Below are 18,086 nucleotides of genomic sequence, written 5' to 3'. Positions count from 1 at the left end.
CCTTCACTGTATTATCGTTTAATATCAAATTGATGTAAAAAACCTTCCCTTTGCTGCATTCTAAAGTATTCTTTGATCATATAAGCAACACCCTGTTCATCATGAGAACGTGTCACCCAATCGGCTTTACGTTTGACCGAATGAGGTGCATTCCCCATCGCAACGCCTAAGCCAGCTAACTCAAGCATCGGGATGTCGTCTGTCCCGTGACCGATCACGACCGTATCTTCTAATGTAAAACCTAGTGCTGAAGTTAAAAGAGAAAGTCCTGCTTCTTTCGATACCCCTTTGCATACAATGTTCATTTTCTCATCACTGATCTTAATCAGATCAACAGATGGGAATGCTTGTTGAATGGTTGTGTGGATTTCAGGCTGAAGTGCTGCCGTCGAATACACTTCAATGACAGGTGTGCTAACCGGTTCATCCATGAGCATATCACTTAATGATTCAACAAATTGAACGGGATAGAAAATGGGATCAGACGGATGAATCAACGTTTTTCCCATCAGTTGAGACTGTGTTTTTTTCCGATTGCCGATTGAGAATTTTTCATGTAACAAGCGAACATTACAATCAAAGCTTTCAAGGATCTGCACAAGATTAAATGTTTTCTCTTCCGTTAATTTCTTCACATGGAGCGGCTCATCAAGCTTATCAGCGATAAATGCACCACTATGCGTCACAAGAGTTGAAGTTGGTATTTTCAACGCCTTGGCAATTTTTTGCGCGGATCGAAAATGACGGTTGGTGACAATCGTCACGTAAACCCCTTTTTTCTTAACATATTCCACAGCTTCTTTTGTAGCGGAATGGATTTTCCCATTGGAACGAAGCAACGTTCCATCTATATTGAGTGCAAGTAGCTTTTTTGACACTGAGGCATCCCCCTTCTTGATGACTGTACTTACGATGAGGATATGCCCTAGCTTAGCGCTTTAGAACATGCAGTTGAAGCAGCCCTTGTTTTATGCCTCAATCGCAAATAAAAAAAGCCTACCCCTAGGCTTTTTTTTATGTATGGTTTGGATGCGTAACAATGGCGTGATGAAGCTCCCCATGATCCCCTCATCTTTCACACACCAAAGCATTGCTTATATCATATCCCCTTATGCTTTGCTTTTCTCCCAGAAGCGCTTCTCTCTCATTTGACTCATCGTCGTAAATCCAAAGTGGAACGCACCCAATTCATCACGATAGCGCTTTTTGAAAGCACTTTCAATAAGTATTATCGCAGAATTTACGAGCTTCGACAACCCTTTTTTTAAAGATATATAAGCGGCGATATGAATGAAAAAAAGGGCGAATATGATCGCCCTTTCAATTAATTTTCTTCTGCATTTCCATAAAGCTCTTCAAGAGGCTTCATGATAATTTTATTTAATTCACCGATGAGAACACTTACGCGTTGTTCTGCTTCCATCAACTGAGAGATTTTATCGTGCTGCTGCACAAGTGCAACCGTTTTTTGCGCTTGTTCTACTTCTTCTTGTGTAATCTCTTGACCAGTCATTTGTTTTTGTTGAAGGTTTACTTGAATGTCACGGAAGTTCTCAAACATTCTTTTAGAGGACTCATCCCCGTTTACCTCATCATAAAGATTTCTTAACGCTGAATATTCTTCGCTATGACGCAGTGCTTTTTCAAGGTCATATGCAACATCATAAAGATTTACAGACATGTTATGTCTCCTTTCTATCCGTTATCACCGATATGGATCGGCGGACACCACTCCACTATAACAAACTATGGCTTTCGTTTCACATATATACAATAAATTCATCGAAATTTCTCGATCTTGCCTTAGAATAAGGTGACAAAAATCGCTTGGACAGCACCGATCAATCCACCTAAAAGACCGCCTAAAAATGTGATCATCTTCAGCTCCTTATTAGATATGCTGATCACAAGCTCTTCCATTTTTTCAAGCGGGAAAAGTTCAATTTGTTCACGAATAATTTCTTCAAATTGGAGCTTTGCGAGCAGTCCCTCAAGCGCATTAGATGCGGCTTCAATCCCTTTATCAATGAGAGATGGAGCAAATTTGGTCTTAAAATCATCCGCTACTGCACTGATGTAAACTCCTACTGGTCTATCTAACAGCACCTTTGTAGAAAAATATGAAAGCAATTGCTTTTTCACACTAAATAGAAGCTCCTTCACATTCCATTTTTTATCAAGCTCATGTAAAGAAAATTGCTTTACCTTGTCCCATTCTTGAACAAGTAAATCTGATAAAAACCTTTTTGTCTCTGCATTCTTTAAGAACTTCATCATTTCAGGATGCACGCGATCAATTAAGCTTGAATTCCCTAAAAACATTTGGACCATACTGCCAAGCATTCCTCGTTCTTTTAAGAAATCATCTATCATATGACCGAGTCTTGCTTTTCCCTCATCACTTTCAAAATAATGAATGCCTCTCTTTAAAATATAATCTGCGGCATCTGGAATTTTGGATGCAAGCTTATTTTCTACATCCTGTGGCAACAGCTCAGACAACGTTTGCTGATCATACTTTTCAAGCAGTGAGTGGAGCTTATGATCAGTCCACTGATGAAGCCATGCGTCAGCTTTAACGTCAGCCTGTGAAAAACCGTATTTTTCTAACATGGAGAAAACCGTCATTTCCATATCAGCACCTTTATCAATATATCGGTGCACTGCCTGCAATATCTCTTGCTTTGCCTCTGATGATTCAAATCGTTTTTTAATACCCTCTGGCGTTAGTAAATGCTCCATCACCATGACGCCAACCTGCTTGGCTACTTCATCTCTTCTTTTAGGAATGAGACCCGGTGTAAATGGGAGCTGCTTCCCAAATAAATAATATGGCTTATACGGACGAAAAAGCATTTTAATTGCGAGATGGTTTGTTGCTGCCCCTATCACTGCACCTATCACAATCATAAAGATAAACGTTGTGAATATATCCAAAGTCGTCATCTACCTTTCAAACAACACCTGAAGTTTATTGTTTTTATCTATACGTATTATAGTTGTTGTCAAGAGTCCAAGCAAATGAAGCATTCAATGTGACATATGAGACAACGATCTGTCGTAATGATATAGGAACGCCAAGTTTATGTAAAATCAACAAAAAGTGTTTTTCAGATGTTAAAAAAAGAATTTGAAAAGTAGGTGTTGTTTCATGACGTCAACGCTCGGCATTGTCACTCTTTCTCCGAAGCATGAAGAAGCATTCACACATCAGCTTGCCAAAGCAGCCTCTTCTTTTGATTTAGAAGTTGTTCGTTTTTCACCTCTAGATTTAAAGCCTGCTTCAAATGTCATTCACGGTCAAAAATTTAAGACTGGCAAAGGATTTGAAGCGTCAGAATTTCAGATTCCTGACTTGATTTATGATCGTTGTCTTTATCAGCATGACGCACAATCTAAAAAAGCAAAACCTATCATGAATTGGTTAAAAAAGTATCCAAAAACCGTTTTTTTGAATACTGGAATTTCAAATAAAATGCGGCTATTCGAGCAGCTCCGTCTCCTCCCTTCTTTACAACCATACTTACCTGTTTGCTCTCTATTGACAGAGCCCTCAGACCTTCTCAACTTGGTCAGAAAGGGCGGATATTGTAAAATACAGCCGCTTTCTCAACAGCACGCAGCACCCTCTTGCTTCATTTCTTTAAGAGACAAATCACTCATTACTGTGCAGCTAAACGCTAAGCAAATCATCACCTTTTCACATTCAGCAGAGGTTGAGCGCTGGTGCAAAAAGTATATCGGCCGATCTTTCCTTCAATTTTTTAACACGAATGATCAAAAAGACGTTATATTCAATGAAATTAGGATTTTTCTTATAAAAAATTCACAAAATCAATGGAATAGCATGGGGATTCATACAAAACCATCAGTAGAAAACAGCCTTTTAAGCAATACACAAAATTCCATTCATGTGGTAGCCTTTGATCACTATTTAAACTCATTAAAGCCACACATCAAGGAGCTGTTGTTAGATGATATTGCCTCCATTCAGTCATCTCTTCCAGCGTTTATAGACAAAACTTTCTCACCGTGTATTGAATTCGCTATAGACTTGCTTCATACAAATGAAGGCAGACTTTTCATCTCAAATGTAAGATCCAAGCCAGGACGATCCTCTTTTTTAAAAGCTTACCCTGAGAGGGAGAATCAATTGATTCAGACCATACTTGAACATGCCAAATCGATGATGGCTGAAGAAAAGGAGGTTCCTTATGAAGAGAAAACGCTACATCATCGCTCCTCATTCAGCAAGTGAAAAAACAGTACATCTTCCTGTCCAGTTTAAAGAGCAGGGGGCAATTTTATCTATTGCTTTAGGTTCTTGTTTAGTAGATGATTTCACCATTTCCTATCATCATCAATCACAAAGGATTTTATTATCAGAAGACCTTTATCGCACTTTACTCATTCCATACAAAACGAAAGCTGATGTCATATTAGTTCAACATACACTCTATATAGGACCTCTCATCGGCATTTTCACTGCAGGATTCGAACAAAATACAGCACCTTTAGGCGCAAGATCTTCCTATTTTATAAAACTGCTACAATCTTGCAGGCAGCATGCTGGTTTTGCATATCTTTTTGGTACTCATTCTATCGATTGGGATAAAGGAATAGTAGACGGTTTGCTTTACCAAGAGGAGCGCTGGGTAAAAAAGCAGATGCCCCTCCCATCCGTTGTTTATGACCGGCTGCCTAATAGAAAGGCTGCTCAGTCGGCATTCATTCAAGAAACAAAACGAAAACTCACTCAAGACTACGATATCCCTTGGTTCAACCCTTATTTTTTTAATAAATGGGACATTCATGAACAGCTATTAACAGATGAAAAAACAAGCTCTTTCTTACCACATTCCATACGATTAGATCCTTTTGATGCTTTAATTAAAATAGAAACACTCCTTCATCTGCATCATGTCATTTATTTAAAACCAACAAACGGCAGTCACGGAGACGGTATTTATCGGTTAAAGATGACGGAAAACGAGATCACTGTCTGCTCAAATAAAGGGAAATCCACTTCATATCATTCCGTAGATCATTTCGTGAAAAAACTGCGGGAAGATTGTGCAATTCACGACTTGATTGCACAACAAGGCATTGAGCTTCTTCAAATAGACAATCAACCACTGGATTTTAGAATTCATACGAATAAAAATAAGTATGGTCAATGGACTGTTACAGCCGTTGCTGGAAAAGTTTCAGGAGATCACACTGTCACAACCCATCAACTGCATGGTGGTTCAGTAAAAACACTATATGATATCTTTCCTGATGCAGAGAAACGTTTGAAGGTTTTGCAAGAGTTCTCTGATACTGCCCTCGCACTTAGTCGTGTGATAGATGAAAAAATGCCCGGTCTGATTGGCGAAATTGGTTTTGACTTAGGTATTGATCACTTAGGTGCTATCTGGATGTTTGAAGCCAATTCTCGTCCAGGCCGCGAGATTTTTCTGCATGCACCATTGAAAAACTCAGAATGGCTGATTGGGAAAAGAATCGTTGAATACGCATCTTACCTAACACAAATGGCTCTTAATCCTATAGACCATGCAAACGCCTACTGATGTTTTCTTTTCATGTCTCTGAAATCTGTGCTTTCCCTATGCTCTTTTCATCAGATGAGATACAATAAAACCAAGTTCAAGGTTGTTTCCGTACTGTCGTGTGTATTTATTGTTTCATCAATAAAAGCAAGGAGGCAATGATGATATGATTTCTCATTTTCAATGGAAACCTCTCTTTAAAAAAGCGCAATTACCTGGCTGGAAAATATCCTTTTTTCATAATGGTTCACACTATGAAGGCATTTATCACAAAACGGGTGATATTGAATGGGGCTCTCAGCTTCCGCCTCATGAAGTTGAACCAACCTTAAAAGAAGAAATCCACGAATTAATGCTATTCCATGTGTATGATTAAACTGTTTAAGGAGCCTCGCCATGTTAGAAAAACTAAAACTTGTTTACGGACACCATATCATCAGTTCACCAACAAATGATAAACAAATTCTCTGGTATCAAACAGACGAAGGCGAAATTTTCGGAGTAAACAAAACGAAGCTAACAGAAAGGGAAACGCTTCTTCTCAATTCATTCCTCACACCAATTGATGTACCTCATACGCAGGAAACGGAAGAAGAACAGAAATGGTACAGCTATCTCTTTGAAAACAAATCAATCACCATCGATCAATCTGTCCGTGTTCATTTTTTTAAAATGGAGCACCAAGCAGAACAAAGGCAGCAAATAAAAGAGGCTGTGCACAGCAGCCTCGAACATATTCATTTCATATGGACAGGCACTGAAACAGCTATGCTCATTCAAACAAACGCTACATCAGAAAATGGTCAACTTGGACAGCTACATGATTTGTCTCAAGCCATCACAAGTGATTTTTTAACAGACGTTGTCTTCATGCAAGGACAGCTGCATTTGCCGAATGGAAATTTAAAAATGAGATTATTAAATGAACATCAGCTCTTTTTATGGCATCTGAAGCAAGGAAAACTTAGGTCAGGAGTTGCAACATTTTATCAATGTCTACCTGCTTTCATTCGCCATGATACAGACATGGTTTCTGCCGCTATTTCAGATGCATTTATAGAAACAATCTTTGATCGGGACGTTTACCGGACTCTCACGACCTATATGCAGTGTAATTTAAATGCATCGCAGGCAGCAAAAGTGTTATATGTTCATCGAAACAGCCTTCAGTATCGGATTGATAAATTTATTGAACGGACAGGACTAGATATACGGCATTTTCAAGAAGCGTCAGCTGCTTATTTCATGATGAATCTTCTCGATCTTTCTTAAATGATCCTATCATGAGCACCTTGCCTAAAAATGAAAATAAGATATTGTGCACGTTGTCCATTTACAGACACCCTTCCTTTTTATACACTTCATTTATAAGTAAAGCGCTTTCAAAAAAGGACTGGGAGGCTACCACCTATGGCTGAAATGATGCTGAATCAAATTTATAAAGTGTACGATAACAAAGTAACAGCAGTAGATAACTTTAATCTACATATTGAGGATAAAGAATTTATTGTGTTTGTTGGTCCATCTGGGTGCGGAAAATCAACAACCCTCCGCATGATTGCAGGCCTTGAAGAAATTTCACAAGGGGATTTTCTATTAGACGGCAAGCGAATGAATGATGTGGCACCAAAAGATCGGGATATTGCGATGGTTTTCCAAAACTATGCCTTATACCCTCATATGAATGTGTACGATAATATGGCTTTTGGATTAAAGCTTCGAAAATTTCCTAAAGCAGAAATTGATGAGCGGGTACGAAACGCTGCGAAAATATTAGGGCTTGAACAATACTTAGATCGAAAACCTAAGGCATTGTCTGGAGGTCAAAGACAGCGTGTTGCACTTGGAAGGGCCATTGTGCGCGATGCAAAAGTCTTTCTTTTGGATGAACCTCTCTCTAATTTAGATGCTAAACTTCGTGTTCAGATGCGTGCCGAAATTTCTAAACTTCATCAGCGGCTACAGACGACATTCATCTACGTCACACACGATCAAACAGAAGCCATGACAATGGCTACTCGGCTTGTTGTCATGAAAGATGGCTTTATTCAGCAGGTTGGCGCACCAAAGGATGTGTATGAAAACCCAGAGAATGTCTTTGTAGGAGGATTTATTGGCTCTCCAGCGATGAACTTTTTTACAGGAAAACTGTCTGACGGAGCCATTGCCATTGGGAATACGCACATTCGTGTACCAGAAGGAAAAATGAAAGTATTACGCAGTCAGGGCTATATCGGAAAAGATGTGATTCTAGGCATCAGACCAGAAGATTTCCATGATGAGCCTGTGTTTATAGAGGCTTCTGAAGGAACAAAAATTGAAGCAAACGTAGAAGTGGCTGAATTAATGGGAGCCGAAACGATGCTTTATTCTTCTCTCGCTGGTCAAACGTTTATTGCACGTGTTGATTCTCGCACAGATATTCAGGCAGGTCAGACGATCCCTCTTGCCATTGATATGAATAAAGCGCACTTCTTTGATACAGAGACTGAGCTGCGCATCCGCTCAGCTGAATAAGAAGACGTTCCACAAACCATCACCATTGGGTGGTGGTTTTTTGTATATGAAAACAACATTTACCATGTTCTTTTTCCGTATGTTTTTTTCGTAGCGAACCATAATATTTAGTACAAAGCAGTTACCGCATTGGGTTTCGCCAAGTGGCAAATGACTTGGTCATTTCGCTGGTGCGACTCCAGCAAACCCAACCAAAAAAATCATATATAAAAAGGAGATTCACATCATGGCAAATTCTAATAGTTCAAATCAATTACTAGTTCCTGGAGCAGCGCAAGCAATCGATCAAATGAAATACGAAATCGCTTCTGAGTTTGGTGTAAACCTTGGAGCAGAAACAACAGCTCGTGCTAACGGTTCAGTTGGTGGAGAAATCACGAAACGTCTTGTATCTTACGCTCAGCAAAACCTTGGCGGAACAAAAGCTTAATTTCATATCTGGATCATAGAAGGCACCTCTTATGGTGTCTTCTTTTTTTGGTTTTATCCCTCACCGATTCCTTTTGACTTCATATGATGTATTAGAAAGGAGCGGATCTTCATGGACATTATTTCAGGTATGAATTTTGAACTTCTACAATTTGTCGGTCTCTCTCTATTATGTGAATATGCTCATAGTATTCGGTCCTTTCATCTTTATAAAAAAAGCATGACATAAAACTGTACCATTTTAAGTTCTTTTCACTTATAGTATGTAGTGGAGGGATCGATCAGATGAAAATAGCTCTTTTCGGTGCTCATGGACGTGTAGGACAAGCATTTCTTCGTTTCATAAAAGAAGATGATCGTTACATGGTTCGCTCGTTAATTCGGACAAACCGGGAAGAAATGCTTGCGGGTATGTTTCAAGTCACCGGCAATTCCAGAAATCAAGAGGATGTTCTTGAAACAATTAAAGGATCAGATATTGTCGTGAGCTGTCTATCAACAGATGGTGATGATACTTTATCTGTTTCAATGGAGCATATCGTACAAGCCATGAAGCAAACAGGAACATCAAGAATTATAACGATTGGCACTGCGGGGATTTTGAAAGCAAGGCAGCAGCCTGAGCTTTACCGCTTTGAAACAAATGAATCAAGGCGAACCACTTCCCGAGCTGCTAAAGAACATGCCAAAGCATTTGAAATTCTTCAATCAACTGAACTAGATTGGACAATCATTTGCCCAACCTATTTACCAGATGGAGAAGTGACACGGTCATATCGCTATGAAAAGAATTTTCTCCCTATAGATGGACAGAAAATTTCAGTTGAAGATACCGCACACTTTTTGTATCAGCAGTTAAACTCAAAGGAATTTGTGCATCAACGCGTCGGTATCGCTTATTGACCATTACAAACACTATCATGCAAACTGGAAATTTTATATTTAGGACTTAAAAAAGTCGAGGTATTTCCCCTCGACTTTTTATGACCATATAAATTTGACCATGTATTACAAAAAATTATCAGAGAGTGATCCAACCGGATTTTGAATGAACTCGCTTAATTACACCTGTTCCTGTAACAAATCTAATTCTTTTACCATTAACTTTGTATTCAATAAAAGGCAGTTGTACATCAATTAAATCATACTTTTTATTTTCGTGTAAAAACTCTTGTAAATCGCCCATTTCATAGTAACCATTTTTTACAAGCTTGTCTAATTCTGCTTGTGCACTAGGTGCTATTGTAGCTAGTAAACCTGTCACTCCAGTAACTACTCCTGTAGGTGTATTAGCAATAAACAATAATCCAAGTATTGTTGAACTTGCTCCTAGTGCATCTTTTAAATTACTATAATCTTTTTTTTGAAATGCTTTTTTATAAACATTACGCTGGGCAGATTGCATATTTAAGACTTGATCCAAGTCTACAGTAACCCTATCAGCATACTCTGACGAATCAATATTACCTAAAGCATGAATTTGTCCATTTTGATCATCAGCCTTATAAGATTGAATTTGTGATGATAAATCAGATTTTGTCTCAACCACTTGTTTCTTTGGCGATTGTTGTTCAACTGCTGATGCAGATAATGTAACTCCACTACTAAACCCAGAAAAAATTAATACTGTTGCGGTAATCAAGATGACATTTTTAAATAATCCTTGTTTACTCTTCACTTTCAATCCTCCTCTTTTTTATTCATATAATACAATATCAAAAAAAAAGAAAACACAATATGCATATAGATGAAAAAACTAGAATTTATGGATAAAAAAACATTAATAATCCATTTTTATAAGTATTTAGAATTATTTTCATTCTTAAAATATCACTGTCGTTATTTACATCCCTTCAGTATTATCATAAAAAAGCCTCTTTCAAATTGAAAGAGGCTTTTGCTACTCATCCTATCAGCCGCTCGTCACAGCTCCCTTTTGTAATTCGTACATTTGCGCATACAGTCCGCCTTGCTCCATGAGCTCTTCGTGGCTGCCGCGCTCGACAATCTCACCCTTTTCTAACACCAAAATCATGTCAGCTTTCTTAATAGTAGATAATCGGTGCGCAATGACAAAAGTGGTTCGTCCTTCTTTGACGACATCCAGTGCCCGTTGAATGATGGCTTCTGTTTCTGTATCAATGTTAGCCGTCGCTTCATCTAGAATTAAGATCGCTGGATCGTATGCCAGTGCACGGGCAAATGAAATCAATTGACGCTCCCCAGAGGAAAGAGTACTCCCCTTTTCAACAACTGGTTCATCAAAACCTTCAGGCAAATGCTTTAATAGTTCTGCTGCGCCCACTTGCTTTAACGATGTTTCAATCGTTTCTCTTTTAATGTCTTCATTTCCTAAACTGACATTGGATGCGATCGTTCCAGAAAATAAATAAGGATCTTGCAGTACAATGCCCATTTGTTTACGCAGCGTTTGGCGCGACTGATCATAGATGCTTTCTCCATCAATGAGGATATCCCCATGCTGAATATCATAAAAACGTAGCAGCAAATTCATGATCGAACTTTTCCCAGAACCGGTATGTCCAACGAGTGCCACCGTCTGACCTTTTTTCGCCTCAAAGGTGATGTTCTTTAATACATTTTTCCCTTCATTATACGCAAAGGTAACATCCTGAAATTGAACGTGCCCCTCGATTTTCTTCTGAACCGGTTCTTCCACTTCAGTACCTGGCTCATCTAATAATCGAAAGACCCGTTCAGATGAAACCCTGGCTAATTCTAATCTAGAGAATTGATTCACAATGCCTGTAATCGGCTGGAACAAACGATTTAAATAATCGACAAATGCATAGAGCACCCCAATCGACACAATGCCCGTCGCACTTAAGGACGCGCCGCCAAAATACCAAATGAGTGCGACATATGCTAAGTTCCGAAGCAGATTCACCAAGTTATGTGAAAGCAGTGAATTTAAATGAAGCATCTTTCGCTGATATCGAAAGTGATTGTTATTCAGCTCATCAAATTCTTCTTTCGTTGCTTGTTCATGTCGAAATGCTTGAATAATCGTCATTCCTTGAATGGCTTCATTTAGCTTGGCATTAATTTCACTGATGATGGATCGAATGCGATGATTGTAAACTGACGCAAACTTTCGGTAAGTCATCGACCATAGGAAAATAATCGGAACAGCCACTAAACAAATAAGCGCCAGCTTCACATTTAATAAGAACATGGCGATATAAATTCCAACCATGTAAATGGCACTTGTGACGAAATTAGCGAGTACTGTGACATATAAATCACGAATGGTTTCTGTGTCATTCGTAATCCGGGCGACAACCTTTCCAGCCGGTAAATTATCAAAATACCGAATCGGAAGCGTTTGAATATGTTCAAATACGTCCACTCGCATTTTTTGAATAATGCGATTTGCAATACGCTGGAGTAAATAGTGCTGCCCATATTGAAAGAAAATCGCAATGACGAGCATCCCAAAATAAAATAGAACAAGCTGTACCAAACCACTGATTTCCGGCTGATAAAAAGCAAAGATTTCCTCTTTGGATAACTGCTGTACCTGATACGTCTCACGCTCGCTCCCATTTTCAATGGTGAGCTGATCCCCTTTTATTGTCCGGCTCCCGTCAAATCGAATCGGTTCATTCACAAAATAGTACCCAAATCCGACTTGCACGACATTGATTTGCTTTCCAGCTTCATTTTGATTCTGTAGCCGGTCACTTCTTATATAGTTATTTCCCTGGTAATAAACCGTTTTATCTGTTTTTTCATTTACCTCAACATACGGTTTTTCTACACCTAAAATATGATCATCAATCATTTTTTTCCCAATGAAAGGTCCTGTCAACTCAGCACCAACTGCAATGATGAGAAAGATCAAAGCAACAGACAATACTTTTTTATACAGGAGTGCATAGGCAAGAAGTCTTCTCCCTGTTGTCATGCCTCATCCCCTCCTTCCAGCTGATTTGTCAGCTGCTGACGCAGAAATTGCTCTTTATACCATCCATCTTGCTGAATAAGCGCTTGATGGGTTCCCTTTTGAACAATACGTCCTTCTTCCATGACAAGAATGAGATCCGCATGCTCTACAGCTGATAGACGGTGGGTTGTAATAAATGTCGTTTTTCCATGACGATTTTGTCTTAAATTCTCTAAAATAGCCGTTTCTGTTTTTGCATCAACTGCAGATAACGAGTCATCCAAAATCAAAATGTCTGGGTCAATTAATAAAGCACGTGCAATGGAAATCCGCTGCTTCTGTCCTCCTGACAGCGCCACTCCCTTTTCTCCAACCATGGTTTCCAAGCCTTCTGGTAAAAGGCGTAAATCCTTTTCAAAGTAAGCATCTTTAATCGCTTGTGCTAATTCAGCTTCTCTCGCGTCTCTATGACCGAAACGCATATTCTCTTCTACACTTTTTGAGAAAAGGACATGATCTTGCGGAACATAGCCAATCCATTGGAACAGTTGATCCAATTCAATGTCCTCAATTGGAACACCTGAAAGCAAGATCTTCCCATCACCTGTCGGATACTGACGAAGAAGCTGTTTGACAATCGTTGTTTTTCCGCTTCCCGTTTTTCCTGTAATACCAATCGTTTGCCCTTTTCGTACAGTAAAGGAGACATCCGTTAGATTATCTTTAGAGGAAGTTGGATACCTAAATGTCACATGTTCAAATTGAATATCGCCAGGCTCTTGTAATCTTTTTGGCTTGGCTGCGTCAGTTACATCCGGTTGATAACTGAGAGTATGATTCAACCGGTCTAATGAGGCATTTCCTCTTTGCATGATATTAATTAATTCACCAATGGCAAACATTGGCCAGATCATCATCCCCAGATAGACGTTAAATGCGACAAGCTCACCAATGGTTAAATCACTTTGGAACACAAGATATGCGCCGTAACCGATACCGATTAAATAACTGATCCCCACAAGCAATTTCACCGTCGGCTCAAACAATGAATCAATGATCGCTACTCTCATATTTTTTTGAAAAACATCATCTGTCATTTCTCGAAAGCGATTCACATCTTGTTTTTCCTGTACAAAAGACCGAATCACCCGAACGCCGGCAACTGATTCTAATACACGATCATTCATATCACCAAATGCATCTTGAGCGACTGTAAAGCGTTCATGAATTTTACTGCCATAAAACGCTATCAAAATCGCCATCAACGGCATCGGAATAATGGCCATTAAAGTTAATTTCCAGCTGATCGTCAGCCCCATCGTAAAAAAGATCATCAGCATGTAAGCAGTGGAATCGACTAATGTTAAAACGCCAAAGCCTGTTGTTAAAGCCACAGCATTCAAATCATTTGTACCTAGCGCCATTAGATTTCCGGTTTTTTTCTTTTCATAAAAGGTGGGTGTCATCTTAAGTAAGTGGCGCATTAATTTTCCGCGCATCACACGCTCCATGACATTCGCGCCGCCAAATAACTGATACATCCAAAAGTAGGTGAGCGCATAGACACTGACACCAAGTAAGCAAAAAATGGTTACGTAAAACAGAATACTGGATGTTGTAAATTGACCAGACCGAATGTCATCAACTGCTTGACCCAGATACCTCGGTGGCAGCATTTCAAGCACATTCACAATGAGCAGCAGCGTAATGGCGATTGTATAGCGCCTCCACTCTTGTTTAAAGAACCAGCCTAATTTCACAAATACTGAAAACATGTTTGTCTCTCCTTTTAAAGCTAGCCGCTTTCTATATTTTCCTGATTGTCACCTTGTTTCGTTTTTTGAACTTTTGTCATTTGTCTTGCCTTTGGCATGTTCACATGCTTTCACTCCTCTTCATTTAGTTGTTGATGCATTCCATTATTTCGAGATACGAAATGTATACAACAAAAAAAGAGGCAACCAGCTAACTGGTACGCCTCTTTTATACATTATAAAAAGGCGCATGTTGACAAATACGCAACATACGCCTTGATTCATCCGATCAATTGGAACATACGAGTCCCTTTTCAATGACCAATGAAGGTGTAATTGTCACGTGAATCAACCTATTCATGCAGTTTGATTTCATTCTTCCAATGATGTTGCACATGACATTTCCTCCTTTTGGCTCTTGAATCTTTTTTTATCTTATAGTGGCTGTCACCATTTTGTCAATAAATATTTTTCAATAAATGAAATTTTCTAACAAAAACACAATCGTTTTCATGTGTATCTTTTTCTCATAACGGGTATACCATGAACGTATAGACTCCTTTTGAAAGGAATGAGGACATTGTTTCAAGCTGATCGGATGGTCGTTGCGTTTGATGGACATGAAGACAGTAAGAAAGCATTAAAGAAGGCAATCGCTTTAGCCAAAACGTTGAATGCCAAGTTGACCGTTGCCTACGCTCATGATGGGAAATCCAGCAGACAGGTGTTTGATGCACCTCGCCCAATGACTGGCGGCGCTTATATCGGAGGCGGCATGGCAGACCTTCAAACACCCCCTGTGTATGTACCTCATGATGAACAGCAAAGTCCCTTGATTTTTGAAGATCATACAGAAGAGGTCGTTGCAGAAGCAAGAATGCTGTTAAATGAAGAGCAGTTTGAAGCTACGATCGAAATTGTTGAAGGGGAGCCTGCAGAAGCGATTATCGAATACGCTGAAAAGATTTCAGCAGACCTCATCGTCATGGGAGCACGTGACCAAAGCAGATTGAAAAAAATGCTCTTTGGCAGTGTAAGTGAAAAGTTATCGTCCAAATCAGATATACCTGTACTGATCGTGAAATAAATATCATCACAAAAGGCTGTAAACCAATGTTTACAGCCTTTTTCTTTTTATGAAGAAATAGATGCTTCGCTTTCATGCTTAATTTTTTTCTGGAACCCTTCCTGTACACGCTTCGTGATCTCTCCTGGAACACCTTTCCCAACTGGCTGACCATCTATCTCTACAATTGGAATCACTTCAGCTGTCGTTGAACTAATGAAAATTTCCTGCGCATGCAAAAGTTCGTCTTTACTCATGCGGGTTTCTTCCACACGACATCCTTCTTCCTGACAAACCTCTAGCAGCTTTCTACGTGTAATGCCGTTTAAAATCAGGTTATTTGCTGGGTGTGTACGAATGACACCGTCAATGACGGCATATACATTCGAGGACGTCCCCTCTGTCACAAAGCCGTCTCTTATTAAAATCGCTTCAAACGCACCAGCTTCAGACGCTTTCTGCTTTTCCATGACGTTATATAAAAGGTTTAAGCTTTTAATATCACATCTTAACCAGCGAAGATCTTCAGACAATAGAGCTTTCGCACCAGCTGTCTGCTCTTGAATAGGCTTTTTCACTTGAAATGTATATGCCGTAATCTGAGGGGTAAGTGCACCATATTGATGTTTACGAGGTGCGACGCCTCGCGTGACTTGAATATACACGCCGCCATCAATCACTTGATTATCTGCGACTAGCTTCTTCAAATTCTCTTCCATATCGGATACTGTACCTTGCAGATGAATGCCGATTTCCTTTGCACTCTTGAATAGACGCTCAGTATGCTCTTTTAATGTAAACAAAGTCCCATTATATACGCGGATGACCTCATAGACTCCGTCGCCAAATTGATAGCCTCTGTCTTCAATATCAACATGTGCATCTTTTTTTTCAATAAAATCCCCATTGTACAATACTTTCATATGGAATCTCCCCTTCGCTTCGCTTAATGGTTGAATCTGATGCTATCTTAGCGGATAAATGTAAACGTTTCAATGATTATTCAGAATTATTTCATATCCATTTGACTGGATAACCTTCTATTGTAACAAATATAGATTCATAACCAAAAAGATTCCAATTTTTTAGCATCTTCTATATTCATAGGCTCTTTTTTCCTGTATACTTACTCCATATGAGCACGACAAAAAACAGCGAAAAAAGACAGAATCCACTACATGATTCGACACAAACTACTGATTTATTGGAGCGATTGTAATGCAACGGGTTACGAAAAAAAAGACACCTTCAAACACGATGCTGCTCTCAAAGGCGATTGGTCTAGTCATTCTGACATTGATCCTTTTTTTCATTTGGGATATGTCTAAAACCAATATGCAGGCAGCAGATCAACCGAATGAAGTGTCTGCGAGCAGTCCATTTCGAGACACAAGTACAAGTCTGAAAGCAAAAGATGATTCGCCAAAAACATTAGATGCACATTTTAAGATCAATCCAAACAAACATGTAACGGATCAAACGATCTTTTTGACCTTTGATGATGGCCCTTCTGCTACATCAAATCAGCTGTTAGATGTGCTAAAATCACAGCAAGTGAAGGCCACATTCTTTATGCTCGGGCCGCAAATCAAAGAACACCCAGCAGCTGTGAAAAGACTTCATCAAGAAGGTCATCAACTAGGACTTCATGGCATCACGCATGATGTGAAACGCTTTTATCAAAAAAGTGATTCTCCTGTAAATGAGATGAAAGAAGATCAACGTATATTGGCTTCTGTTACTGGTGAATATACACATCTTGTGAGAACACCTTATGGCAGTTCTCCAAACTTAACAGACCAGCAAAAAACACGTTTAAAACAAAAAGGCTTTGTATACTGGGACTGGACCATTGACAGTCTTGACTGGAAATATAAAAGCTCAAAATATGTACCAGAAGTATTAAATCAGCTGCAAGTGCTTGAAACCAAGTACCCGAAAGAGCCAAAAATCATCTTAATGCATGATCAACCAGCTACCGCAAAATACTTAAACAGCCTGATCACACAATTAAAGGCGAAGGGCTACACGTTTGAAGTCCTTGATGAAACAATGAAGCCACTACAGCAATAAAGAAAACCCGCACCTATTGGATGCGGGTTTTTTATGATTTATAAAGCATTCACAAGCTCGCCAATTCGTTCGTGAAAGACAAGATCAAACAGCGGATCGAATTCCGTTTCACTTAAATTCATCATGACCTTAAAGATGGAAGGATGATGAGCAGCATCTTCTGGAATATATCGGGCTGGTGCCACTTCTAAGGAAGTTCCCATGACGAGTAGCATGTCCGTTTGCTGGAGCGATTTCTCCACTTGATCAAAGTGCTTCACCATGTCCCCAAAAAGGACAACATCTGTTTTAAGTACTCGCCCACACGCGCGGCCGTCTGATGAAATTCGCTCACAAACCGGTACCTCTTCTTGTAATAAATAAGGCAGTTCGTATGTAGACCCGCATGATGGACATGTAGCTGTTTGAATGGAACCATGCAGTTCATACACATGCTGGCTTCCCGCTTTTTTATGCAGACCATCGATATTTTGCGTGAAAATATCCACGCGTTTTCCTTGCTTTTCTAAATTGGCTAAAAAAGCATGTCCAGCGTTTGGCTCGTACTCTCCACTCATCTTCATTTGAAACAATTCTTTGAATTTCGGCCAAAATTGATGCGGATGTGATAAAAAGTAAGACCGGCTCATTGCCTCCATGCGAGAGGTATCTTCTGTCCATAGTCCACCCGTTGATCTAAAATCGGGAATTCCCGATTCTGTGCTCATCCCAGCACCTGAAAGGACTGTAATATGTGAGGCCTTTGATAATCTCTCTCTTAGCGCTGCCACTTTTGTTTGATCCAACCA

The 18,086-nt window shown here is 39.4% G+C and carries 17 protein-coding genes; 9 read left to right on the top strand and 8 right to left on the bottom strand.

Annotated features, from left to right (window positions below):
• Positions 1-11 precede the first annotated feature (11 nt).
• The 3 genes from ACNO7B_RS04870 to ACNO7B_RS04860 all read right to left on the bottom strand — a co-directional run bounded on the left by ACNO7B_RS04870 (position 12) and on the right by ACNO7B_RS04860 (position 2,937).
• Positions 12-878 (bottom strand): Cof-type HAD-IIB family hydrolase, encoded by an 867-nt coding sequence (locus ACNO7B_RS04870; protein WP_008348923.1) that lies wholly within the window; start codon positions 876-878, stop codon positions 12-14.
• A gap of 446 nt (positions 879-1,324) precedes the next feature.
• On the bottom strand, positions 1,325-1,681 hold the full coding sequence (locus ACNO7B_RS04865) for a YlbF family regulator (RefSeq protein ID WP_007497132.1): 357 nt from the start codon (positions 1,679-1,681) through the stop codon (positions 1,325-1,327).
• A gap of 122 nt (positions 1,682-1,803) precedes the next feature.
• Positions 1,804-2,937, bottom strand: coding sequence for a DUF445 domain-containing protein (locus ACNO7B_RS04860; protein WP_417901255.1), 1,134 nt, complete (start codon positions 2,935-2,937; stop codon positions 1,804-1,806).
• Between the two features lie 214 nt (positions 2,938-3,151).
• Between ACNO7B_RS04860 and ACNO7B_RS04855 the strand changes: the two genes are divergently transcribed.
• The 7 genes from ACNO7B_RS04855 (at position 3,152) to ACNO7B_RS04825 (ending at position 9,401) form a co-directional block, all read left to right on the top strand.
• A complete protein-coding gene (locus ACNO7B_RS04855; RefSeq protein WP_242731826.1) occupies positions 3,152-4,258 on the top strand; it encodes a YheC/YheD family protein in 1,107 nt (368 codons plus the stop codon).
• A complete protein-coding gene (locus ACNO7B_RS04850) occupies positions 4,215-5,573 on the top strand; it encodes a YheC/YheD family protein (RefSeq protein ID WP_417901254.1) in 1,359 nt (452 codons plus the stop codon). The genes ACNO7B_RS04855 and ACNO7B_RS04850 overlap by 44 nt, the downstream gene beginning before the upstream one ends.
• Before the next feature lie 145 nt (positions 5,574-5,718).
• The gene (locus ACNO7B_RS04845) at positions 5,719-5,928 is read left to right on the top strand and encodes a YheE family protein (RefSeq protein ID WP_008348933.1); all 210 of its coding nucleotides are present in this window, start codon (positions 5,719-5,721) and stop codon (positions 5,926-5,928) included.
• A gap of 20 nt (positions 5,929-5,948) precedes the next feature.
• Positions 5,949-6,824, top strand: a complete 876-nt coding sequence (locus ACNO7B_RS04840; RefSeq protein WP_417901253.1) for a helix-turn-helix domain-containing protein — start codon at positions 5,949-5,951, stop codon at positions 6,822-6,824.
• Positions 6,825-6,962: 138 nt separating this feature from the next.
• Positions 6,963-8,069 (top strand): ABC transporter ATP-binding protein, encoded by a 1,107-nt coding sequence (locus ACNO7B_RS04835; RefSeq protein WP_024719977.1) that lies wholly within the window; start codon positions 6,963-6,965, stop codon positions 8,067-8,069.
• A gap of 226 nt (positions 8,070-8,295) precedes the next feature.
• Entirely contained in the window at positions 8,296-8,499 is a 204-nt protein-coding gene (locus ACNO7B_RS04830) for an alpha/beta-type small acid-soluble spore protein (RefSeq protein WP_008348940.1), read from the top strand.
• A gap of 284 nt (positions 8,500-8,783) precedes the next feature.
• Entirely contained in the window at positions 8,784-9,401 is a 618-nt protein-coding gene (locus ACNO7B_RS04825; RefSeq protein ID WP_268450180.1) for an NAD(P)-dependent oxidoreductase, read from the top strand.
• A 118-nt stretch (positions 9,402-9,519) separates the two neighbouring features.
• Here ACNO7B_RS04825 and ACNO7B_RS04820 read toward each other — a convergent pair whose 3' ends face one another.
• The 3 genes from ACNO7B_RS04820 to ACNO7B_RS04810 all read right to left on the bottom strand — a co-directional run bounded on the left by ACNO7B_RS04820 (position 9,520) and on the right by ACNO7B_RS04810 (position 14,180).
• Positions 9,520-10,176 (bottom strand): hypothetical protein, encoded by a 657-nt coding sequence (locus tag ACNO7B_RS04820; RefSeq protein WP_417901252.1) that lies wholly within the window; start codon positions 10,174-10,176, stop codon positions 9,520-9,522.
• 234 nt (positions 10,177-10,410) lie between these two features.
• Positions 10,411-12,426 (bottom strand): ABC transporter ATP-binding protein, encoded by a 2,016-nt coding sequence (locus ACNO7B_RS04815; protein WP_417901251.1) that lies wholly within the window; start codon positions 12,424-12,426, stop codon positions 10,411-10,413.
• On the bottom strand, positions 12,423-14,180 hold the full coding sequence (locus ACNO7B_RS04810) for an ABC transporter ATP-binding protein (protein WP_024719974.1): 1,758 nt from the start codon (positions 14,178-14,180) through the stop codon (positions 12,423-12,425). Before ACNO7B_RS04810 ends, ACNO7B_RS04815 begins: the two co-directional genes overlap by 4 nt.
• 559 nt (positions 14,181-14,739) lie before the next feature.
• Here ACNO7B_RS04810 and ACNO7B_RS04805 point away from each other — a divergent pair.
• A complete protein-coding gene (locus ACNO7B_RS04805; protein WP_417901250.1) occupies positions 14,740-15,246 on the top strand; it encodes a universal stress protein in 507 nt (168 codons plus the stop codon).
• Positions 15,247-15,293: 47 nt separating this feature from the next.
• Here the strand turns inward: ACNO7B_RS04805 and dat are convergent, their stop codons facing one another.
• Positions 15,294-16,148, bottom strand: coding sequence for a D-amino-acid transaminase (gene dat, locus ACNO7B_RS04800; protein WP_224562585.1), 855 nt, complete (start codon positions 16,146-16,148; stop codon positions 15,294-15,296).
• Positions 16,149-16,443: 295 nt separating this feature from the next.
• Here dat and ACNO7B_RS04795 point away from each other — a divergent pair, with 295 nt between their 5' ends.
• Positions 16,444-17,298 (top strand): polysaccharide deacetylase family protein, encoded by an 855-nt coding sequence (locus tag ACNO7B_RS04795; RefSeq protein WP_268450334.1) that lies wholly within the window; start codon positions 16,444-16,446, stop codon positions 17,296-17,298.
• Between the two features lie 38 nt (positions 17,299-17,336).
• Here the strand turns inward: ACNO7B_RS04795 and ACNO7B_RS04790 are convergent, their stop codons facing one another.
• On the bottom strand, positions 17,337-18,068 hold the full coding sequence (locus ACNO7B_RS04790) for an NAD-dependent protein deacylase (RefSeq protein WP_373422531.1): 732 nt from the start codon (positions 18,066-18,068) through the stop codon (positions 17,337-17,339).
• Positions 18,069-18,086 lie beyond the last annotated feature (18 nt).

The organism is Bacillus sp. AK25 (assembly GCF_048270685.1).
Lineage (GTDB): Bacteria > Bacillota > Bacilli > Bacillales > Bacillaceae > Bacillus > Bacillus altitudinis.
Note: the sequence above shows the minus strand (reverse complement) of the source record. Positions and strands in the feature narration are given on the sequence as shown.